Origin of the sequence: Bacteroides sp. GD17 (assembly GCF_038448625.1) — a bacterium.
Taxonomy (GTDB): Bacteria; Bacteroidota; Bacteroidia; order Bacteroidales; family Bacteroidaceae; genus Bacteroides.
This window is the reverse complement of record NZ_JBCEZS010000005.1, coordinates 44852-61784: the sequence shown is the minus strand read 5'-3', so window position 1 is coordinate 61784 and position 16933 is coordinate 44852. Positions and strand designations below refer to the sequence as shown.

The 16933-nt window shown below is 48.8% G+C and carries 19 protein-coding genes; 4 read left to right on the top strand and 15 right to left on the bottom strand.

The window, feature by feature from the left end; all coding sequences use genetic code 11:
• Positions 1-3: 3 nt before the first annotated feature.
• Positions 4-1044 (bottom strand): UDP-3-O-(3-hydroxymyristoyl)glucosamine N-acyltransferase, encoded by a 1041-nt coding sequence (gene lpxD, locus AAE250_RS09325; protein WP_294601346.1) that lies wholly within the window; start codon positions 1042-1044, stop codon positions 4-6.
• Between the two features lie 84 nt (positions 1045-1128).
• Positions 1129-2358 (bottom strand): HD domain-containing protein, encoded by a 1230-nt coding sequence (locus AAE250_RS09320; protein ID WP_294601347.1) that lies wholly within the window; start codon positions 2356-2358, stop codon positions 1129-1131.
• Positions 2359-2449: 91 nt separating this feature from the next.
• Here AAE250_RS09320 and AAE250_RS09315 point away from each other — a divergent pair, with 91 nt between their 5' ends.
• The gene (locus tag AAE250_RS09315; protein WP_294601348.1) at positions 2450-3505 is read left to right on the top strand and encodes a DUF7309 domain-containing protein; all 1056 of its coding nucleotides are present in this window, start codon (positions 2450-2452) and stop codon (positions 3503-3505) included.
• Between the two features lie 9 nt (positions 3506-3514).
• The gene (locus AAE250_RS09310; RefSeq protein ID WP_294601349.1) at positions 3515-3928 is read left to right on the top strand and encodes a secondary thiamine-phosphate synthase enzyme YjbQ; all 414 of its coding nucleotides are present in this window, start codon (positions 3515-3517) and stop codon (positions 3926-3928) included.
• Positions 3929-3981: 53 nt separating this feature from the next.
• Here the strand turns inward: AAE250_RS09310 and rhuM are convergent, their stop codons facing one another.
• The 5 genes from rhuM to AAE250_RS09285 all read right to left on the bottom strand — a co-directional run bounded on the left by rhuM (position 3982) and on the right by AAE250_RS09285 (position 8933).
• Entirely contained in the window at positions 3982-4947 is a 966-nt protein-coding gene (rhuM, locus tag AAE250_RS09305; protein WP_446715746.1) for a RhuM family protein, read from the bottom strand.
• A 300-nt stretch (positions 4948-5247) separates the two neighbouring features.
• Positions 5248-5703, bottom strand: coding sequence for a DUF6078 family protein (locus tag AAE250_RS09300; RefSeq protein WP_294601350.1), 456 nt, complete (start codon positions 5701-5703; stop codon positions 5248-5250).
• A 106-nt stretch (positions 5704-5809) separates the two neighbouring features.
• A complete protein-coding gene (gene pyrF / locus AAE250_RS09295) occupies positions 5810-6634 on the bottom strand; it encodes an orotidine-5'-phosphate decarboxylase (protein WP_294601351.1) in 825 nt (274 codons plus the stop codon).
• A 13-nt stretch (positions 6635-6647) separates the two neighbouring features.
• Positions 6648-7760, bottom strand: coding sequence for a peptide chain release factor 1 (prfA, locus tag AAE250_RS09290; protein ID WP_294601352.1), 1113 nt, complete (start codon positions 7758-7760; stop codon positions 6648-6650).
• Between the two features lie 3 nt (positions 7761-7763).
• On the bottom strand, positions 7764-8933 hold the full coding sequence (locus AAE250_RS09285) for an AIR synthase-related protein (protein ID WP_294601353.1): 1170 nt from the start codon (positions 8931-8933) through the stop codon (positions 7764-7766).
• A gap of 142 nt (positions 8934-9075) precedes the next feature.
• Here AAE250_RS09285 and AAE250_RS09280 point away from each other — a divergent pair, with 142 nt between their 5' ends.
• Positions 9076-9564 (top strand): RNA polymerase sigma factor, encoded by a 489-nt coding sequence (locus AAE250_RS09280; RefSeq protein WP_294601354.1) that lies wholly within the window; start codon positions 9076-9078, stop codon positions 9562-9564.
• Between the two features lie 11 nt (positions 9565-9575).
• On the top strand, positions 9576-10136 hold the full coding sequence (locus AAE250_RS09275; protein ID WP_294601355.1) for a hypothetical protein: 561 nt from the start codon (positions 9576-9578) through the stop codon (positions 10134-10136).
• A 78-nt stretch (positions 10137-10214) separates the two neighbouring features.
• Here the strand turns inward: AAE250_RS09275 and AAE250_RS09270 are convergent, their stop codons facing one another.
• From AAE250_RS09270 to AAE250_RS09235, 8 genes are read right to left on the bottom strand one after another with little or no spacing between them, the layout of a single operon-like run.
• Positions 10215-10796, bottom strand: coding sequence for a LemA family protein (locus tag AAE250_RS09270; RefSeq protein WP_294601356.1), 582 nt, complete (start codon positions 10794-10796; stop codon positions 10215-10217).
• Positions 10797-10831: 35 nt separating this feature from the next.
• Entirely contained in the window at positions 10832-11743 is a 912-nt protein-coding gene (locus AAE250_RS09265; RefSeq protein ID WP_294601357.1) for a TPM domain-containing protein, read from the bottom strand.
• 39 nt (positions 11744-11782) lie between these two features.
• On the bottom strand, positions 11783-12733 hold the full coding sequence (locus AAE250_RS09260; RefSeq protein WP_294601358.1) for an alpha/beta hydrolase: 951 nt from the start codon (positions 12731-12733) through the stop codon (positions 11783-11785).
• A 1-nt stretch (position 12734) separates the two neighbouring features.
• Positions 12735-13481, bottom strand: coding sequence for a shikimate dehydrogenase family protein (locus AAE250_RS09255; RefSeq protein WP_294601359.1), 747 nt, complete (start codon positions 13479-13481; stop codon positions 12735-12737).
• Positions 13482-13512: 31 nt separating this feature from the next.
• The gene (gene ubiE / locus AAE250_RS09250; RefSeq protein WP_294601360.1) at positions 13513-14250 is read right to left on the bottom strand and encodes a bifunctional demethylmenaquinone methyltransferase/2-methoxy-6-polyprenyl-1,4-benzoquinol methylase UbiE; all 738 of its coding nucleotides are present in this window, start codon (positions 14248-14250) and stop codon (positions 13513-13515) included.
• Between the two features lies 1 nt (position 14251).
• On the bottom strand, positions 14252-15193 hold the full coding sequence (locus AAE250_RS09245) for a phosphoribosylaminoimidazolesuccinocarboxamide synthase (protein ID WP_294601361.1): 942 nt from the start codon (positions 15191-15193) through the stop codon (positions 14252-14254).
• 29 nt (positions 15194-15222) lie between these two features.
• Positions 15223-16203, bottom strand: coding sequence for a PhoH family protein (locus tag AAE250_RS09240; protein WP_294601362.1), 981 nt, complete (start codon positions 16201-16203; stop codon positions 15223-15225).
• Between the two features lie 9 nt (positions 16204-16212).
• Positions 16213-16932: a M23 family metallopeptidase gene (locus AAE250_RS09235; protein ID WP_294601363.1), complete on the bottom strand. Its 720-nt coding sequence runs from the start codon at positions 16930-16932 to the stop codon at positions 16213-16215.
• Position 16933 lies beyond the last annotated feature (1 nt).

Here is a 16933-nt window from a genome sequence, read left to right as displayed (position 1 = left end):
TGGTTACTTATTTAATTGTTGTTTTAATTCATTCAGTTCTTTGCGGAGCATGTTGAGCTCTGCATACATGTCGGGCAACTTCTTATACACAACAGATGCTTTAAAATATTGTTTGGCATCGAAGGCGGGCGAACCCATGATCTGGCTGCCTTCTTTCACATTGCCGGGTACACCGCTTTGGGCTGCGATGCCTACTTTGTTGCCGATGTGGGCATGTCCTGCCAGACCTACTTGTCCGCCTATCATGCACCATTCGCCTACCTTGGTGGAGCCGGCTATACCGGATTGGGCTGCCATGACAGTATTGGCACCTACTTCGTCGTTGTGAGCTATCTGAACCAGATTGTCCAGCTTTACACCGCTACGCACGATGGTGGCGCCCATGGTGGCGCGGTCTACACAGGTGTTTGCGCCGATTTCCACATTGTCTTCCAATATGGTAATGCCTATCTGAGGGATTTTCTCATAGCCTTGAGGTGTGGGAGCAAAGCCGAAGCCGTCTGCACCGATCACGCAGCCCGAATGCAGGATGCAATGGTTGCCTACACGGCAATCGTGGTAAACGGTGGCATTGGCATAAATGATGCAGTCACTGCCTATTTTGGCGCCGCCGCCGATGGTGACATGCGGGTGAATAACCGTGTTGTCTCCCACTTCGGCATGGTCGCCGATGCAGGCAAATGGCGCGATGTAAACATCCTTTCCGATTTTAGCAGTTTCGGCAACGAATGCTAATGAGTCAATTCCTACGCGTTTGGGCTTGCTTTGCTCATAAAGATTTAGCAATTTAGCAAGACTTTCGTAGGCGTTGTCCACTTTTATCAGTGTAGCTTTTACTTCCTGTTCAGGAACAAAGTCTTTGTTTACCAAAACGATGCTTGACTGGGTTTCGTATATATAAGAGGTATATTTAGGATTGGATAGAAAGGAGATAGCCCCCGGTATTCCTTCTTCGATTTTCGCGAAGGTATGAACGGTAGCATTTTCGTCTCCAACAATCTCTCCTTGGATAAATGTTGCAATTTGTTTAGCAGAGAACTCCATGTCTTCTTCTTGTTAGATGGTTTCAAAACACAAATAACGGACTTTTTTTTTATATATCCTTGTCCTCGGGTGAATATTTTATACTTACTTATGCAAACGTTGGTAACACAAGTAGTACTTTTTTACTTTTTTAGACAGAAGAGAGATATTGAGCATATCCGATGCTTCGGCAATGTTCTTTGTGCTGCCGTCGTTGTAGAGGATGTCAATACTGTCGTCTGCCTCGTCGTACATATTCTTCTCGATGCTGGGGGTAGAGATGAAATATCTCGCTTCGGAGAGGGGGATGTCCAGTTGCTTACTGAGCTGCAAAGTTAATTCTTTTTTTCGTTCTTCACTAAAAGGTTCGGTAGAAATCTCTACTTTGAAGATATTCCGGTTAATCATTCCAAGGCTCAGGGTAGCCAGCACCTTGTCGGGATGAGTGCTCCAGACCTTCAGAGCTGTCCAAATATCGTTGTCATCCAGCTGGATGTAGTTCTCCAGACATTCGGGGTTGTTGTAGAATGTCTTCCGGTTGATGTCGTTGTAAAGGAAAAACTTCAGTGCAGGCGATGCAAACAACCCTACGCCTTGGCTTGCCAGTTCTTTGGCACGCAGTAAGGCACTGATGAGCATCTTCTCGTAGGCTACGGAGGTTTTGTGCAGATAGACCTGCCAATACATCAGGCGGCGGGCGGTGAGGAAGTTCTCGATGGAGTAGATGCCTTTGGACTCTACCACGAGGTGGTCGTCTTTCACATCGAGCATCTTGATGATGCGGGCGGAGCCGATGTTGCCTTCCGTCACTCCGGTATAGAAGCTGTCGCGGCGCAGGTAGTCGAGGCGGTCCATATCCAGTTGACCGCTAACCAATTGGTGCAGGAAGCGTTTGGGGTATTCGTCCTTGAACATCTGGATGGCGAGCGTCAGCTGGCCGTTCATCTCCTTGTTGATGCGTTCCATTAGCATCAGGGAGATGTCCTCGTGCGAAACACCGCGCACAATGGTGTCTTCGAGCACGTGTGAGAAAGGCCCGTGACCGATGTCGTGCATCAGTATGGCTGCTTCCACGGCTTCGGCTTCACTGTCGAAGATGAAGTTTCCCTTGGCTGTGAGGTGCTGGATGGTTTCGCTCATCAGGTAGAAAGCACCCAGTGAATGCTGGAAACGCGTGTGCTGTGCGCCGGGATAAACCACGGACGACAAGCCGAGTTGCTTGATACGGTTCAGACGTTGCAAAAGGGGATGCCGCACGATATCGTACAGCAGCCCCTTCGGTATGTTGATGAACCCGAAGACCGGGTCGTTGATAATTTTACGTTCGTAGGACATGGTTAAGTATTTGTCCGCAAAGGTAGTTGGTTTTTGGGAGAATATGAAATAAATTGTAACTTTGCCAGTCTTAACTCAAAAAAACAGAAAGATGATATTAACAGATGACATGCTTGCTGCTGCGTTGCTATACCGTGAAACTGAAGTGTGGAGCATTTTGACCGACAGCGATATATTTGCCTTCCGCCTATCCGACGGGGAAACTGGCTATTGCTGTGTGATGGGAAACGGTGGCGAACATTTAGCCTTGGGCTTCTATCGGGGACGAAAAGGGTTCAGCTCTTATTTGAAGACTCTCATTTTGAACGATAGGGAGATGTCTCATGCGGAAATGTTGGATTTGGCTTCTACTTTAGACTGCATTAATTGTGACTTTATGCCGGCGGCCGATATGGGTTCTGAGGTAAAGAAACGTATTCGCAATTATGCTGAGACTCATGGAATGACAATACGCCGTCCCAAGGGATGGCCCGACTTCACCAGGCATACGCCTTTCAAACTGTCCTTTGGCATTACTTGCGAGGAAGATGCACGCGACATTACAGAGGCACTGTATGCAGCTATAGGTGTGGCTTGGATGCTGGTGGCTTATACTCCGGAGAAGCTTGGCTTTAACGAAAGGGGCGATTATCCTACTATGCAGGGTGGAAGACAAGTTCCTTACCTTATTCCCAACGAGAGAGGCACTTACGATTGGGAAACTACAGAGCTTCCTGCTTTCTTGCCGGACGAATGGGATGCGCCGGAGTTCGGCAATGACATTCTTGCGAGTGTGGTAAAGAAACTACGTAAGTCCGGAACACTTCAGGTAGACCTTGTTTATTTGCCGATACCTTGTGCTAAAAAGGATAGCGAGGAAGTTTATGCTTCGGCGGCGTTGATTTGCTTGGATATAGACAATATGGATTTATTCCCCATTATCAATATGAGTGGAGGAGAGGAAAGGTACAAGGAGATGTTTGCCGAATTGGTTGATAAGTTGCGTAACAGCGGCTGTAAGCCTTGCGCGATTGAGGTGGTAAATGAGAAAACGGAATCGTTCCTGAAAGATTTCTGTAACAAGTGCGATATTGGCTTGTCCCGTAAAAAGGAACTTCCGGAACTTGAAGATGCTCGTTCTTTCTTGCTTGGCAACCTTATGAAGTGATTATAGAATATGTGGAAACAAACTGAATTTAAACTACAGGAACGTCGGCGCGGCTTTCATCTCATAACGAATGAAGTCCTGCGCCATCTGCCTGAACTGCCTAAGGTGGGAATGTTGCATCTTTTCATCAAGCACACCTCGGCAGCCCTCACCCTCAATGAGAATGCCGACCCGGATGTGCGTGCGGATATGGAAAGTATCTTCAACCACTTGGTCAAGGAGCGTGAACCGTACTACCTGCATACGCTGGAAGGTGACGACGATATGCCGGCTCATGCCAAATGCAGCATCGTCGGACCCTCTGTCACCATACCTGTTACGAATGGTCGTCTGAATCTTGGGACATGGCAGGGTATTTATCTTTGTGAGTTTCGCGACTACGGAGGTGCCAGAAGCATTGTGGCAACTATAATGGGAGAATAGCGGTATTTAATTTTGTATATTGTAATAAGTATTTTTCATCTCAATGGCTTTCATTATACGAGGAAGTTCATTACCAGCCTTGTCATAATCTCCTTTTCCTCTGTTTTAGATTCGGCTATCATGATGGTAATGGCTACGAGAGTACTGTCGCTGATGCGCTTCTCGCCATTTTCACGATAAAGGATTCCGTTCTTTTGCAGGAAGTATAGAAATAGGGTGGCGGCAATGCGTTTGTTGCCGTCGCTGAATGAATGGTTTTTGGTTATGAAATAGAGCAGATTGGCTGCTTTCTCCTCAACGGACGGATAAACATCTTCACTGCCAAAGGTTTGATAGATGGCACCGATGCTGCTATGAAACGATTCATCTTTTTCATTTCCGAAGAGATCACTGTCTGCGTTGAAGTTCATACTGTTTATCACGTCGCGGCACTCCTCGTAGGTCAGAACATATGTTGCTTTACTACCATCGGGTTTACTAATACACTGATGGTCATAGTCATCCAGCAAATCAAGAGCCATAGTGTATTGCTTCACTACGGCAAGCATTTGTTGGGCGTCGAGTTGGCTGGTAGTACGCTTCAGAACCTTGATAACTTCACCCAGTTGCTTCAGACGGTTGTCGTTGACGGCAATGCCACGGATGAGGTAATCTTTAAGGACTGAATTAGCCCAGATACGAAATTGTGTACCTCTTTGGCTTTTTACTCTGTAGCCTACGGATATAATAACGTCTAAGCTATAAATAGTAGTAGGTTTATATTTGGAGAGAGTATTATGCAAAATTTGCATATTACTATTTTTATCGAGTTCTCCCTCTTTAAAAACGTTTGCAATATGGCGGGCAATTACAGACTGATCTTTTTGAAACAAATCAGCCATTTGTGCTTGCGTAAGCCACACCGTGTCCTGCTCCAACTTCACATCGATAGTCGTTTTCCCATCCTGGGTTTGATATATGATAATCTTGTTTTGGCTCATGATATATGTTTTGTAATAGGTGGAACTTACTGTTGCCATTCATCGCGACATACAAATATCCGAATCAAATATTGAACCTCAAAATTTAATCCGAATATTTATCTCTTTCGAGTGAAGATTACCGAATGGACAATTGAATGCTTCAGAGTTTACCACTATTGGAGCGTCACCTCACCGCTAATGCAGTTTCACTTTATCAGTAATACAGTGATACTTTAACAGTGATAAAGCACCGCTTTATCACTGTTAAAGTGTTGCTTTATTACAACTAAAGCATTACTGTATAATAGATAAAATATAATAAAGCTGTAATGGGTTGAATGATAGTGTTATATTCCGTCATTCATTCCACCTCAAGCAGTACTGAAATTCATCGAACTTCGGTTCGCTGACAACACCTGCGGAACGGAATACGTTGCGGATTTTCTCCTGTTCTTCGGGAGAGATGAGGCGGGTGCCTTTGCGGCTTTGGTAGAAATAACTCTCGCATGAGAAGCAGTGCATCACTCGCAGACGGACGAGGCGGGCTTGTCGCAGAGGCAGATCTTCAAAAAGTTGTGTCATGCCTTTGGCGTAACGCAGGGGCTTGTTGTCGCGATAGAACCGGCAACTGTCCGGATGGGGAAGCCGTTGCACATAGACGGGATTTACGGTTTCTATTATGGCGGCTGACTCTTCCGGACTTTCAGTAAGGATTTGCGCCGCAATGGCCCGCAGGCATGTATTCGCTTTGGGGCAGATGTCCTGGGCGAAGCAGTAGGCGAAAGATTTGGGGATGTCTTGCAGATATATCATCGTTCTGTGGTATTGATATGAAATAAGCGAGAACGGACAAACGTCAAATGTTTGTCTGTTCTCGCCCGGATTTATGCTTTGGGGAAATAAGTTCAGGACAGCTTTCTTAGAGAATTGCTTTCAGTTGCTCTGCCATCTGTTCCTGCACTTCTTGGGCGGCTTTGCGGCTGGCAGCGGCAAATTTTTCGGTCTTATCTACGTAGATAATGCCACGGCTGGAGTTCACAATCAGTCCGCAGGTCTTGTTCATACCGTACTTGCAGACTTCTTCGAGCGAACCGCCTTGTGCACCTACGCCGGGAACCAGCAGGAAGTGTTCGGGAACCAGCTTGCGGATGTCCTCGAAAGCGCGGCCTTGCGTGGCGCCTACCACGTACATCATCTGTTCGTCGCCCGCCCATTTCTGAGATTTGCGCAGCACTCGTTCGAAGAGGCGTTCGCCGTCATCATCCATCATCAGTTGGAAGTCGTGCGAGCCTTTGTTGCTGGTCAGGGCGAGGAGGATGACCCATTTGTTCTTATAAGTAAGGAAAGGGGTTACGCTGTCTTCGCCCATGTAGGGGGCTACGGTTACGGAATCGATATCCAGTTCTTCGAAGAAGGTGCGGGCATACATGGCAGAGGTGTTCCCGATATCACCGCGCTTGGCATCGGCGATGATGAATTGGTCGGGGTAGTTCTGCTTGATGTAGTTCACGGTTTTCTCGAAGGAGATCCAGCCTTTCACGCCCATGCTTTCGTAGAAGGCGAGGTTGGGCTTGTAGGCGATGCAGAGATCGGCGGTTGCATCAATGATGGCTTTGTTGAACGCGAAGATGGGATCTTCTTCTTTCAGCAGATGTTCGGGAATCTTCTTGATGTCGGTGTCAAGACCTACGCAAAGAAATGACTGCTTGCGCTTTATGTTTTCAAATAATTCTTGCTTGTTCATTTTTATGTTGTTCTTAAAGTTCGCTTTCTTTTAGTCTTTCTGCATTTTCAGCCACAATCAGGTGGTCGATGCAATCTTGGATATCACCGTCCATAAAGGCGGCAAGGTTGTAAATGGTATAGTTGATGCGGTGGTCGGTAATACGTCCTTGCGGGTAGTTGTAGGTACGGATCTTGGCGGAGCGGTCGCCGGTGCTGACCATCGTTTTACGTTTGGAGGCGATGTCGTCGATGTACTTCTGATGCTCTTTGTCGTAGATAAAGGTACGCAGACGGGCGAGGGCGCGCTCCTTGTTCTTGGGCTGGTCGCGTGTTTCGGTACATTCTATCAGGATTTCTTCGACTACGCCAGTGTTGGGGTTCTTCCAGTTGTAGCGCAGGCGCACACCGGATTCTACCTTATTTACGTTCTGGCCGCCGGCACCGCCGCTTCGGAAAGTGTCCCATTTTATCTCGCCTTCGTTGATGATTACGTCAAACTCTTCGGCTTCGGGCAGCACTGCCACGCTGGCGGCGGAGGTGTGTACGCGTCCTTGTGTTTCGGTGGCGGGTACGCGTTGCACGCGGTGCACGCCCGATTCGTATTTCATCGTACCGTATACACCGTCGCCGGTGATGCTGCACACAATTTCCTTGAATCCGCCGGCACTGCCTTCGTTGGCGCTGGATACTTCCAACTTCCAGCCTTTCGTTTCGCAGTACTTGGTGTACATGCGGAAGAGGTCGCCTGCAAAGATGGCAGCTTCGTCACCACCCGTACCGCCACGAATCTCGAGGATGGCGTTGCGGCTGTCCTGCGGGTCGGCGGGGACGAGCAGAAGCTTTATCTGTTCTTCCAGTTCCGGCTGGCGGGTTTGGCAGGCGTCGAGTTCTTCGCGTGCCATGTCGCGCATCTCCGGGTCGGTTTCGTTGGCGATGATTTCTTTGGCTTCTTCGATGCCGCTCAGTACTTGCATATACTCCTTGCGGGCATTCATCAAGTCGCCCAGTTCTTTATATTCTTTGGTGAGTTTGACGTAACGCTTCTGGTCGGCAATTACTGCCGGGTCGGTAATCAGGGTCGATACCTCTTCGAAGCGGGCTACGAGCCCATCCAGTTTTTCGAGTATGGTGTTGTTTTCTGCCATATATTAATAGTTGAATTCTCCGAACTCACTCTTGATAATCAGTTCCTTCTTGCTGCTTTCCTCAATCCGTCCTACAATCTGTGCATCGATGCCGAAACTCTTTGAGATGGCAATCACCTCTTCGGCATGTTCGGGCGAGAGGTAAACTTCGAGACGATGTCCCATGTTGAATACCTTGTACATTTCGCTCCAGTCCGTGTCGCTTTGTTCCTTGATGGTGCGGAACAAGGGCGGAACGGGGAACAGATTATCTTTCACCACACGGCAATTATCACCAACAAAATGCAGCACCTTGGTCTGTGCGCCGCCCGAGCAGTGTACCATACCATGTATTTCGGGGCGGAGTGCATCGAGCAGTTTCTTTACTACCGGCGCATACGTGCGGGTAGGAGAGAGCACCAGCTTCCCAGCATCCAGCGGACTGCCTTCTACGGCATCCGTCAGTTTCAGTTTGCCGCTGTACACCAGTTCTTCGGGCACTGCCTTGTCATAACTTTCGGGATACTTCTCTGCCAGATATTTGGAGAATACATCGTGACGGGCCGAAGTCAGACCGTTGCTGCCCATGCCGCCGTTGTACTCTTTCTCATAAGTAGCCTGTCCGTAAGAAGCCAAGCCTACAATGACATCTCCGGGGCGGATATTGGCGTTGTCGATTACGTCCGAGCGCTTCATGCGGCATGTCACTGTAGAGTCCACGATGATGGTACGTACAAGGTCGCCCACATCAGCCGTTTCGCCGCCGGTGGCATATACACCTACGCCCATTTCACGAAGCTCGGCAAGCAACTCGTCCGTACCGTTGATGATGGCGGAGATTACTTCGCCGGGGATGAGCAGTTTGTTACGCCCGATGGTGGAAGAAACCAGAATATTGTCTACGGCACCTACACAAAGCAGGTCGTCGATGTTCATAATCAGTGCATCCTGCGCAATACCTTTCCATACGCCGAGGTCGCCGGTTTCTTTCCAGTACATATAGGCCAGGCTCGACTTGGTGCCTGCACCGTCGGCATGCATAATGTTGCAATACTCCGGGTCACCGCCCAGGATGTCAGGGATGATTTTGCAGAAAGCCTGCGGAAAAATACCTTTGTCGATGTTCTTGATGGCGTTGTGCACATCTTCTTTCGATGCGCTGACGCCGCGCATCATGTATCGTTGATTACTCATGAGTTAATAAGTTTTGCGCAAAAGTAGTGATTATTTCGCTTATAGCCTTAGCTTTGTATAAGAAAATAGAGGTTACTTTTTTCCTCTCCCCCTGCAACTAATCATCAAAACGGGCGTCTTATGTTATAAAGAACGTGCACGAATGGAACAGAATGAAAAAGAAAAGCGGTTTACTTCCCTTATCATGGAGTACAAGCGGGTGATATACAAAATCTGCTATATGTATGCCACGGATGGGGATAACTTCAAGGACCTTTATCAAGAGGTGGTGATAAACCTTTGGCGAGGCTTCGACGGATATGAAGGAAAAGGCAAGCCTTCCTCATGGATCTACCGTGTGGGACTGAACACTTGCATTTCTTTCTATCGCCAGCAGCAACGTCGCGGCGAGCATACTTCGCTCGATAGCCTTTACGGCCTCGAAGCGGAGAATGACGAGACGACGAAGCGCCTGAAGGAAATGTATCGCCTCATTGCCGGGTTGAATAAGTTTGAACGCGCCGTCATTCTGTTATGGCTCGATGAGAAGTCTTACGAGGAGATTGCGGAAATTGTAGGCATGCCTCGCAATACCGTTGCTTCAAGATTAAAACGAATTAAAGAAAAATTGACTAAACAAGCGAATAGCTAAGGAGATAGATTATGGAACTGGAAGATTTGAAGAAGAATTGGAATGAGATGGAAGAACGACTCGGACGATTGGAGATGGAGAACCGTCAATTGCAGCATAAGGCCGTGAACAGTAAAGTGGAGCAGATGCGCAAGCGTTTGTTGCTGCGACAGACGTTTTTCGTCCTCTTTTTGCCTTGGTTCTTTTATCAGGTAGTTCGTAACTCAGAGTTTGGTTTCAGTACTCTGACGTGGAGTTTATTGGGAGTGTTTATTGTGGCGATACTGATCAGGCAGCTCACTTGGTTGTTGCTGTTGAGGAAGGTGGACTGCGTGGAACAGACGGTACGCGAAGTATGTTTGGCAGAGAGTCGCTTCCGCATTTCGTTCAAGATAGGAATTGCTGCTTGTGGGGTTTGTGCCATACCTTTACTGGTAAGTCTGATATGGGATATTGCCGGGATGGGCGACCGCTATCTGCTGTATGGGGCATGGGCAGGGCTTGTTGTAGGTTTGTTGCTCGGTGTTCGTCTCTTCCTTAAAGCATGGCGGGGAGTGAAAGAGTTGAGGGAGGCGATAGCGGATTTGCAGTAAGAGTGCGATAGGCGATCTCCTCCCTGACAGATAGTCTGCTTTTGAATGATAGAATGAATATATTTAAATTCTACCAGTTTAGAACTGTACCTGCGGTGCAGTCTCTGTTCCCTCAGCAGCTTCGAAATAAGCACGCTTGTCAAATCCGAAAAGGCCGGCAAGGATGTTCTTCGGGAAGCGGCGGATGGCGGTATTGAAGTCCTTCGCCGCGTTGTTGAAGTTGGTACGTGCCACGTTGATGCGGTTTTCCGTACCTTCCAGTTGGGCTTGCAGTTCAAGGAAGTTCTGGTTGGCTTTCAGGTCGGGGTAGTTCTCCGTGATGGCAAGCAGCTTGCCCAGGGCAGAGGTTACGGCACCTTGGGCTTTCTGGTATTCAGCCAGCTTTTCGGGTGTCAGGTCGTTGGCATCTACTTTGATTTGGGTTGCCTGGCTGCGTGCCTGCACTACACCTTCCAAAGTCTCCTTTTCGTGAGAAGCATATCCTTTGACTGTATTTACAAGATTCGGAATCAGGTCGGCACGGCGTTGATATTGGGTTTCGACGTTCGACCATTGTCCGCTGACGTTCTCGTCCATGGTTACGAGTCCGTTGTAACCGCTAACGCCCCAAATGGCGAGGAGGGCTACAACAACAATGATGATAATGGTTGATTTCTTCATACTCTTTTCTTTATTATAGTGATACAATATGTTATTTAGAACCGGGAACCAGCACCTCCGCCGCCTCCCATACCTCCTCCGAAGCTGCCACCGCTAAAGCCTCCGCCTCCTCCGCTTCCGCCAAATAGACCTCCGCCTCCAAAGATAACCGGACCACCTCCGCCGCCACCCCGGTAATTCTCATCGTACGATTGCTGGCGGCGCACTACTTTGTGGCCACAGTTACGGCAAGTATAAGTCACATCTTCCGTCTTCACTCCGTTGCGACGTGAAACAAGGGTGCTACCGCTGCGCTGCAACTTATGTTGTCCGCAGTTGGGGCATTTGGTTGCGGCGCGTTGGGTCATGATGCCTATCAGCAGGGCTACACCGATGAATCCGAAAACTGCCAGCAAGATACCTCCTACGGAAATATCTTCTTCCTCTTCGGTGTCATTCTCCATACTGCCGTCCAGGCGCGTGCAGACGGCGCGTACACCTGCCACCATGCCGGCGTCCCAATTCCCGTCTTTCAGGTAAGGAATCATATACCGGGTTTGGATGCGCTTGCAGATAGCGTCGGGCAAGTCTCCTTCCAGACCATAGCCTGTATAGAACTGAATGCAGCGTTGGTCGGTCACCAGCAGTATTACAAGTCCGTTGTTCTTTCCCTTTTTTCCCACTCCCCACTCGTTGAGCAGTTGGTGGGAGAAGTCAAAGCAATCTTCCTCGCCGATGGAAGGCACAACAGCTACAACGGTTTCTATGCCGGTCTGCTGTTCCAGCGCGTAGAGCATACGGTCTATACTGTCGCACGCAGCTGTAGAGAGGATGCCGGCAGGATTGCATACGTACCTCATCTTGTTTTGAAGATGTACTTTAGGGATGTTCTTGGTGGTGTATACCTCTTGTGCCTGCATGGAAAAGAGCAGGCATAAGAAGAATGTTATGGAGATAAATCGTTTCATACTAATGTATTTGTAGTTGCGAAGATAAGGAAAATCACATCAACGGATGTATTTTCCTACAAAATTCTTTACCCGTTGCGTGTATTCCTGCGGATAGTCCTTATAAGACATAGCATGCGTGGCACCGGGAACAAGCCACAACTCCTTTGGCTCGGACTTTGCTTCATACAGCGGGTAGACCATCCACGTGGGTACATACGTGTCGGCATCTCCGTGGATGAAGAGCATCGGCAATTTGCATTTCTTTACCTGGTTCAGCGAGGATGCTTCCTTGAAATTCCAGCCGTACTTTGCGTTGCATAGCCAGCTGGCAGTATATAGTAGCGGGAAAGGAGGCAGCCCGAACTGTCCTTTCAGTTCGTGCGCAAATTCATCCCATACACTTGTATAGCCGCAGTCTTCTACGAAGCACTTAACGAACGGTTTCTGCTCCTCGCCCGATACCATCATGGTGGTGGCGGCTCCCATGGAAATGCCGTGTACCACCATCCGGGTGTTTCCGCCGTAAATATCGTCGGCGATATCCATCCAGCGCAATACGTCGAGGCGGTCTTTCCAGCCCATCTGAATGGCGGGGCCGTCGCTCAGTCCCTGGTCTTGCAGGTCGGGCAGTAGGATGTTATACTTTAATTCTTTATTATAGAGGTAGCCTATCATCAGCATGCGGATGGCATTGTCCGTATAGCCGTGCACAATGACGGCCGTCTTGTCGGTAGGCTCAGGAGCGGCGGCAAAGATGGCATGCAGTTGCCGCCCTTCGGAATTGATGATAAAGGTATCGCGCAAGGCGCCCACCGTTTGCAGGCTGTCCAGCCACGGCTTTATCGACGGATATTCGCTGAGCATGTATTCGTAGGAACCGGGGATGTCTTTCCCTTTGTTATGTTCCGGTCTCAGCGAATAGCCGAGCATGTAGAAACTACCGCCGATGACGGCGATGATAATAAGTATGAACAGTCCTGCCAGACTGTATTTGAGCCATTTTCTCATATTATCTATTCCAGATTTCCCATGCAGCAAAGGCTTGCAGCAGCAGCATCTCCAGTCCGTTCTTGGTGACGGCTCCTTGCGCCTGGCCTTTCTTCATGAAGAGAGTTTCATTTGGATTATATAACAAATCGTAGAGCAAATGGTTGGGTGTTAACAGTTCGTAAGGGATGTTGGGACAGAAGTCCACTTTGGGATACATACCCACAGGGGTGCAGTTGACAATGACAGTGTACTCCTGCATGATTTCCGGTGTCAGTTCTTCGTAGGTGAGGAATTTGGCATCTTTCTTGGTGCGCGATACGAAAGTACTTTGGATGCCCAGGTTTTCCAGGCTGCGATATACAGCTTTCGATGCGCCGCCCGTACCCAGAATCAGGGCTTTCGTGTGTTGCGGTTGCAACAGTGGTTCTATGGATTGGGTGAATCCGATGATGTCGGAGTTATAGCCTACCAGTTTTACCTTTCCTTTGGGGAGGCGGATGATCTTGATGACGTTGACGGCGCCTATCTTGGCAGTGTCCTTGTCCAGTTCGTCCAGATAGGGAATAACTTGTTCCTTATAAGGGATGGTCACGTTGAGCCCGCAGAGGTTGGGATTCTCCTCTATCACTTCCATAAAGTCTTCGATGCGTGGTATTTCGAAGTTCACGTATTCTGCATCAATATTCTCTGCTTTGAACTTCTCATTGAAAAATCCGATAGAGAACGAATGTTTCAGCGGGTAACCTATTAAACCGTATTTCTGCATGATTAGGGTGTGTTAAAGGGGTGATTAATGCTTATTTCCTGGCTGTATATAATGTGCATATTCCAAAAGTGAGCCGCTTGAAGTGTACTTCGCTGAAGCCCGCCCGTCGGATGACTTCCTGCATCACCTCGCCTTGCGGAAAAGCACGGATGCTTTGTGGCAGGTAGGTGTAAGCGCTGTTGTCTTTCGAAATGAATTTGCCGAGCAGGGGGATGACTATTTTCGAATAAATGGTGAATAACTGCTTCATCGGGAAACGGTCCGGGGTGGAAAGTTCCAGAATGACGAGATGTCCGCCGGGTGTCAACACGCGGCACATCTCGGACAGTCCTTTGTCCAGTCCTTCGAAGTTGCGGATGCCGAACGCTACGGTCACGGCATCGAAACTACCATCGGCAAACGAGAGGGAGGTGCAATCCTCCCGGGCAAAGGAAATCTTGTCCGAGAGGTGCGCCTGTTTTACTTTTTCACGACCCACATCCATCATGCCTTCCGAAATGTCGGTACCTATCAAGGTGTCGGGCTGGAGTTCGTGGCACGCAAGGATGGCAAAGTCGCCTGTGCCGGTAGCCACATCCATGATGCGGCGGGGGCGGAACGGGCGGAGAATGTTGATTGCCTTCCTGCGCCAACTGCGGTCTATACCCATGGAGAGGGTATGGTTCAGCTTGTCGTAGGCGGGGGCAATGTTGTCGAACATTTCTTCTACCTGTTCGCTCTTCTTGCCGTCGTTGCCGTAGGGCTTGATGTGTTCTTGTGGGTAGTCCATATTATTTCAGATACTCCATTACGTTCTTTTCGATACGTTCGGCGATGTTGCTGGTATCTTCTTTTACGAACTTCTCACCGGTGATGTGTTCGTATAATTCGATGTAGCGGTCGCTGATAGAAGCCACGATTTCATCGGTCATTTCCGGTACTTGCTGTCCTTCTTTGCCTTGGAAACCGTTATCCATCAACCATTCGCGTACGAATTCTTTGGAAAGTTGCTTCTGGGGCTCGCCTTTGGCAAAACGGTCTTCGTAGCCTTCGGAGTAGAAGTAACGGCTGGAGTCCGGCGTGTGGATTTCGTCCATCAGGTAGATGGTGCCGTTGTGCTTGCCGAATTCATATTTCGTATCAACAAGAATCAGTCCGCGTTCTGCAGCGATTTCGGTACCACGCAGGAACAGAGCCATGGTGTACTTCTCAAGGATGGCATATTCTTCGGGAGTAGCCAGACCTTTGGCAAGGATTTCTTCTTTAGAGATATCTGCATCGTGCTCGCCGATTTCTGCTTTGGTAGTCGGGGTGATGATGGGTTCGGGGAACTTCTGGTTTTCTTTCATTCCTTCGGGCAGCTTGATGCCGCAGATTTCGCGGACACCGCTCTTGTAGGCACGCCATGCGCTACCGCAGAGGTAACCGCGTACAATCATCTCGATGGGGAAACCTTCGCACATTACACCTACCGTAACCATCGGGTCGGGTGTAGCTTGCTTCCAGTTGGGGCAGATGTCGGTGGTGGCATCCAGGAACTTGGCTGCAATCTGGTTCAGCATCTGACCTTTGAAGGGGATGCCTTTCGGCAATACTACGTCGAAGGCAGAGATGCGGTCGGTAGCTACCATGACCAGCTTTTCACCATTGATGTTATAAACATCACGTACTTTTCCGTGGTACACGCTCTGTTGTCCGGGGAAATTAAAATCAGTCTTTGTTAATGCTTTCATCTTTGTAATATATTGAGTTTATATTCTTTTTATTCCTTTTGTTCCGCTTTCCGTCTTTCCCGTTCCGCCTTGGCTTCTTTGTCGAATTTTTCGTAAGCCTCCACAATTTGGGTAACGAGTTTATGCCTTACAATGTCCTTCTTGTTCAGTTCGATAAAGCTGATACCTTTTACACCTTTCAGGATGCGGAGTGCTTGCACCAGACCGGAAGTCTGTGATTGCGGCAAGTCAATCTGCGTCATATCTCCTGTTACAATCATCTTGGTGTTCATGCCCATACGGGTGAGGAACATTTTGATTTGCTGGGTGGTAGTGTTCTGCGCTTCGTCCAAGATAACGACGGCATCATTCAGTGTGCGTCCGCGCATAAAGGCGAGGGGGGCAATCTGGATGATGTTCAGTTCCATGTATTCTTTCAGCTTGGCGGCAGGTATCATGTCCTGCAGGGCGTCGTAGAGCGGTTGCAGGTACGGGTCTATCTTGTCCTTCATGTCGCCGGGCAGGAAACCGAGTTTTTCTCCGGCTTCTACGGCAGGACGGCTGAGGATGATTTTCTTGATTTCTTTGTTTTTCAGCGCCCGTACAGCCAGTGCTATGGCAGTATAGGTCTTACCGGAACCGGCCGGGCCGATGGCGAATACCATGTCGTTCTTGGCAAAAGCTTCCACCAGCTTGAGTTGGTTTTCGCTACGCGGAATGATTGGTTTTCCGGTGACGCTGAAGACGATGACATTGCCCGACTTCTCGGCTTGCGGGGCATTGCCTTTGATGATGTCTATGATGACTTCTTCTTTCAGGGAGTTATATTCGGCGCAATACTTTTCCAGTTTGGTGATGTTTTCTTCGAATGCACACATTTCCTCTTCGTCTCCCAGTACCTTGATGACATTGCCGCGGGCAACAATGCGAAGCTTGGGATACAAGGCTTTTATCAGTTGCATGTTGGCGTTGTTTACGCCGTAAAAGATAACCGGATCGATATCCTCGAGAACAATCAGTTTTTCTATCATTGATATGCTTTAAAGTTCAATTCGTGTCGGTAATGAAACGTTCTGCAAATGTAGTGAAAGGTTTGGATACTTATACGGTTCTAATGGGTATTTTTTTTGTAGGCGGGGTCTGTAGATCATCGGTAACTGTTTTACAATAATCCCGTTGCCCTTTCGGGTACAACTGATATTCCTTTTGTTCAGTGTCCTTTCTTTCATGTCGAAGATGAGGGTAGGGTCGAAATGCTGCCCGTTGATGCGGGTCTCGAAATGCAGGTGTTCGGTGGTGGCGCGTCCGGTACGTCCGGTCAGGGCTATGGGCTGTCCTGCTTTTACGGTGTCACCGCTCTGCACGAGGTTTTTGAAGTTATGGCTGTATATGGTTTCCAGTCCGAAGGAGTGGCGCACTACGATGACATTGCCGTATGCACTGTATGGTTTGGCCATCCGTACCACACCATCGAAAGCGCAGCGGATCGTATCTTTGGCACGGGTCTTGATGTCTATGCCGCTATGGTGCCTGCGCGCACCTCCATAGGGAGAAATGACTTTGGCTCCGGGCAAGGGAAAGGCGTATGCTGCGTCGGGCAAGGTGTCGAGGTATATCTCTATCTGATTGGTGTTGTCGAACAGTCCCGGAGTAGCTACGCGGATGTGGTTAATCTCCATGGAGGTGAAAGGCGGATTCTTGGCTTGCGTCACTGTGGAGAAAGTGATTAATAGTATAGATATGATAGAGGTGAACTTCATA

Excerpts from the sequence above, each read along its gene's own strand:
- lpxD (WP_294601346.1), bottom strand. The coding sequence starts at position 1,044 with ATGGAGTTCTCTGCTAAACAAATTGCAACATTTATCCAAGGAGAGATT.
- AAE250_RS09320 (WP_294601347.1), bottom strand. The coding sequence starts at position 2,358 with ATGTCCTACGAACGTAAAATTATCAACGACCCGGTCTTCGGGTTCATC.
- AAE250_RS09235 (WP_294601363.1), bottom strand. The coding sequence starts at position 16,932 with ATGAAGTTCACCTCTATCATATCTATACTATTAATCACTTTCTCCACA.
- AAE250_RS09285 (WP_294601353.1), bottom strand. The coding sequence starts at position 8,933 with ATGAGTAATCAACGATACATGATGCGCGGCGTCAGCGCATCGAAAGAA.
- AAE250_RS09270 (WP_294601356.1), bottom strand. The coding sequence starts at position 10,796 with ATGAAGAAATCAACCATTATCATCATTGTTGTTGTAGCCCTCCTCGCC.
- prfA (WP_294601352.1), bottom strand. The coding sequence starts at position 7,760 with ATGGCAGAAAACAACACCATACTCGAAAAACTGGATGGGCTCGTAGCC.
- AAE250_RS09300 (WP_294601350.1), bottom strand. The coding sequence starts at position 5,703 with ATGATATATCTGCAAGACATCCCCAAATCTTTCGCCTACTGCTTCGCC.
- AAE250_RS09245 (WP_294601361.1), bottom strand. The coding sequence starts at position 15,193 with ATGAAAGCATTAACAAAGACTGATTTTAATTTCCCCGGACAACAGAGC.
- AAE250_RS09265 (WP_294601357.1), bottom strand. The coding sequence starts at position 11,743 with ATGAAACGATTTATCTCCATAACATTCTTCTTATGCCTGCTCTTTTCC.
- AAE250_RS09255 (WP_294601359.1), bottom strand. The coding sequence starts at position 13,481 with ATGCAGAAATACGGTTTAATAGGTTACCCGCTGAAACATTCGTTCTCT.
- AAE250_RS09240 (WP_294601362.1), bottom strand. The coding sequence starts at position 16,203 with ATGATAGAAAAACTGATTGTTCTCGAGGATATCGATCCGGTTATCTTT.
- AAE250_RS09275 (WP_294601355.1), top strand. The coding sequence starts at position 9,576 with ATGGAACTGGAAGATTTGAAGAAGAATTGGAATGAGATGGAAGAACGA.
- AAE250_RS09315 (WP_294601348.1), top strand. The coding sequence starts at position 2,450 with ATGATATTAACAGATGACATGCTTGCTGCTGCGTTGCTATACCGTGAA.
- AAE250_RS09260 (WP_294601358.1), bottom strand. The coding sequence starts at position 12,733 with ATGAGAAAATGGCTCAAATACAGTCTGGCAGGACTGTTCATACTTATT.
- pyrF (WP_294601351.1), bottom strand. The coding sequence starts at position 6,634 with ATGAACAAGCAAGAATTATTTGAAAACATAAAGCGCAAGCAGTCATTT.
- AAE250_RS09280 (WP_294601354.1), top strand. The coding sequence starts at position 9,076 with ATGGAACAGAATGAAAAAGAAAAGCGGTTTACTTCCCTTATCATGGAG.
- ubiE (WP_294601360.1), bottom strand. The coding sequence starts at position 14,250 with ATGGACTACCCACAAGAACACATCAAGCCCTACGGCAACGACGGCAAG.
- AAE250_RS09310 (WP_294601349.1), top strand. The coding sequence starts at position 3,515 with ATGTGGAAACAAACTGAATTTAAACTACAGGAACGTCGGCGCGGCTTT.
- rhuM (WP_446715746.1), bottom strand. The coding sequence starts at position 4,947 with ATGGCAACAGTAAGTTCCACCTATTACAAAACATATATCATGAGCCAA.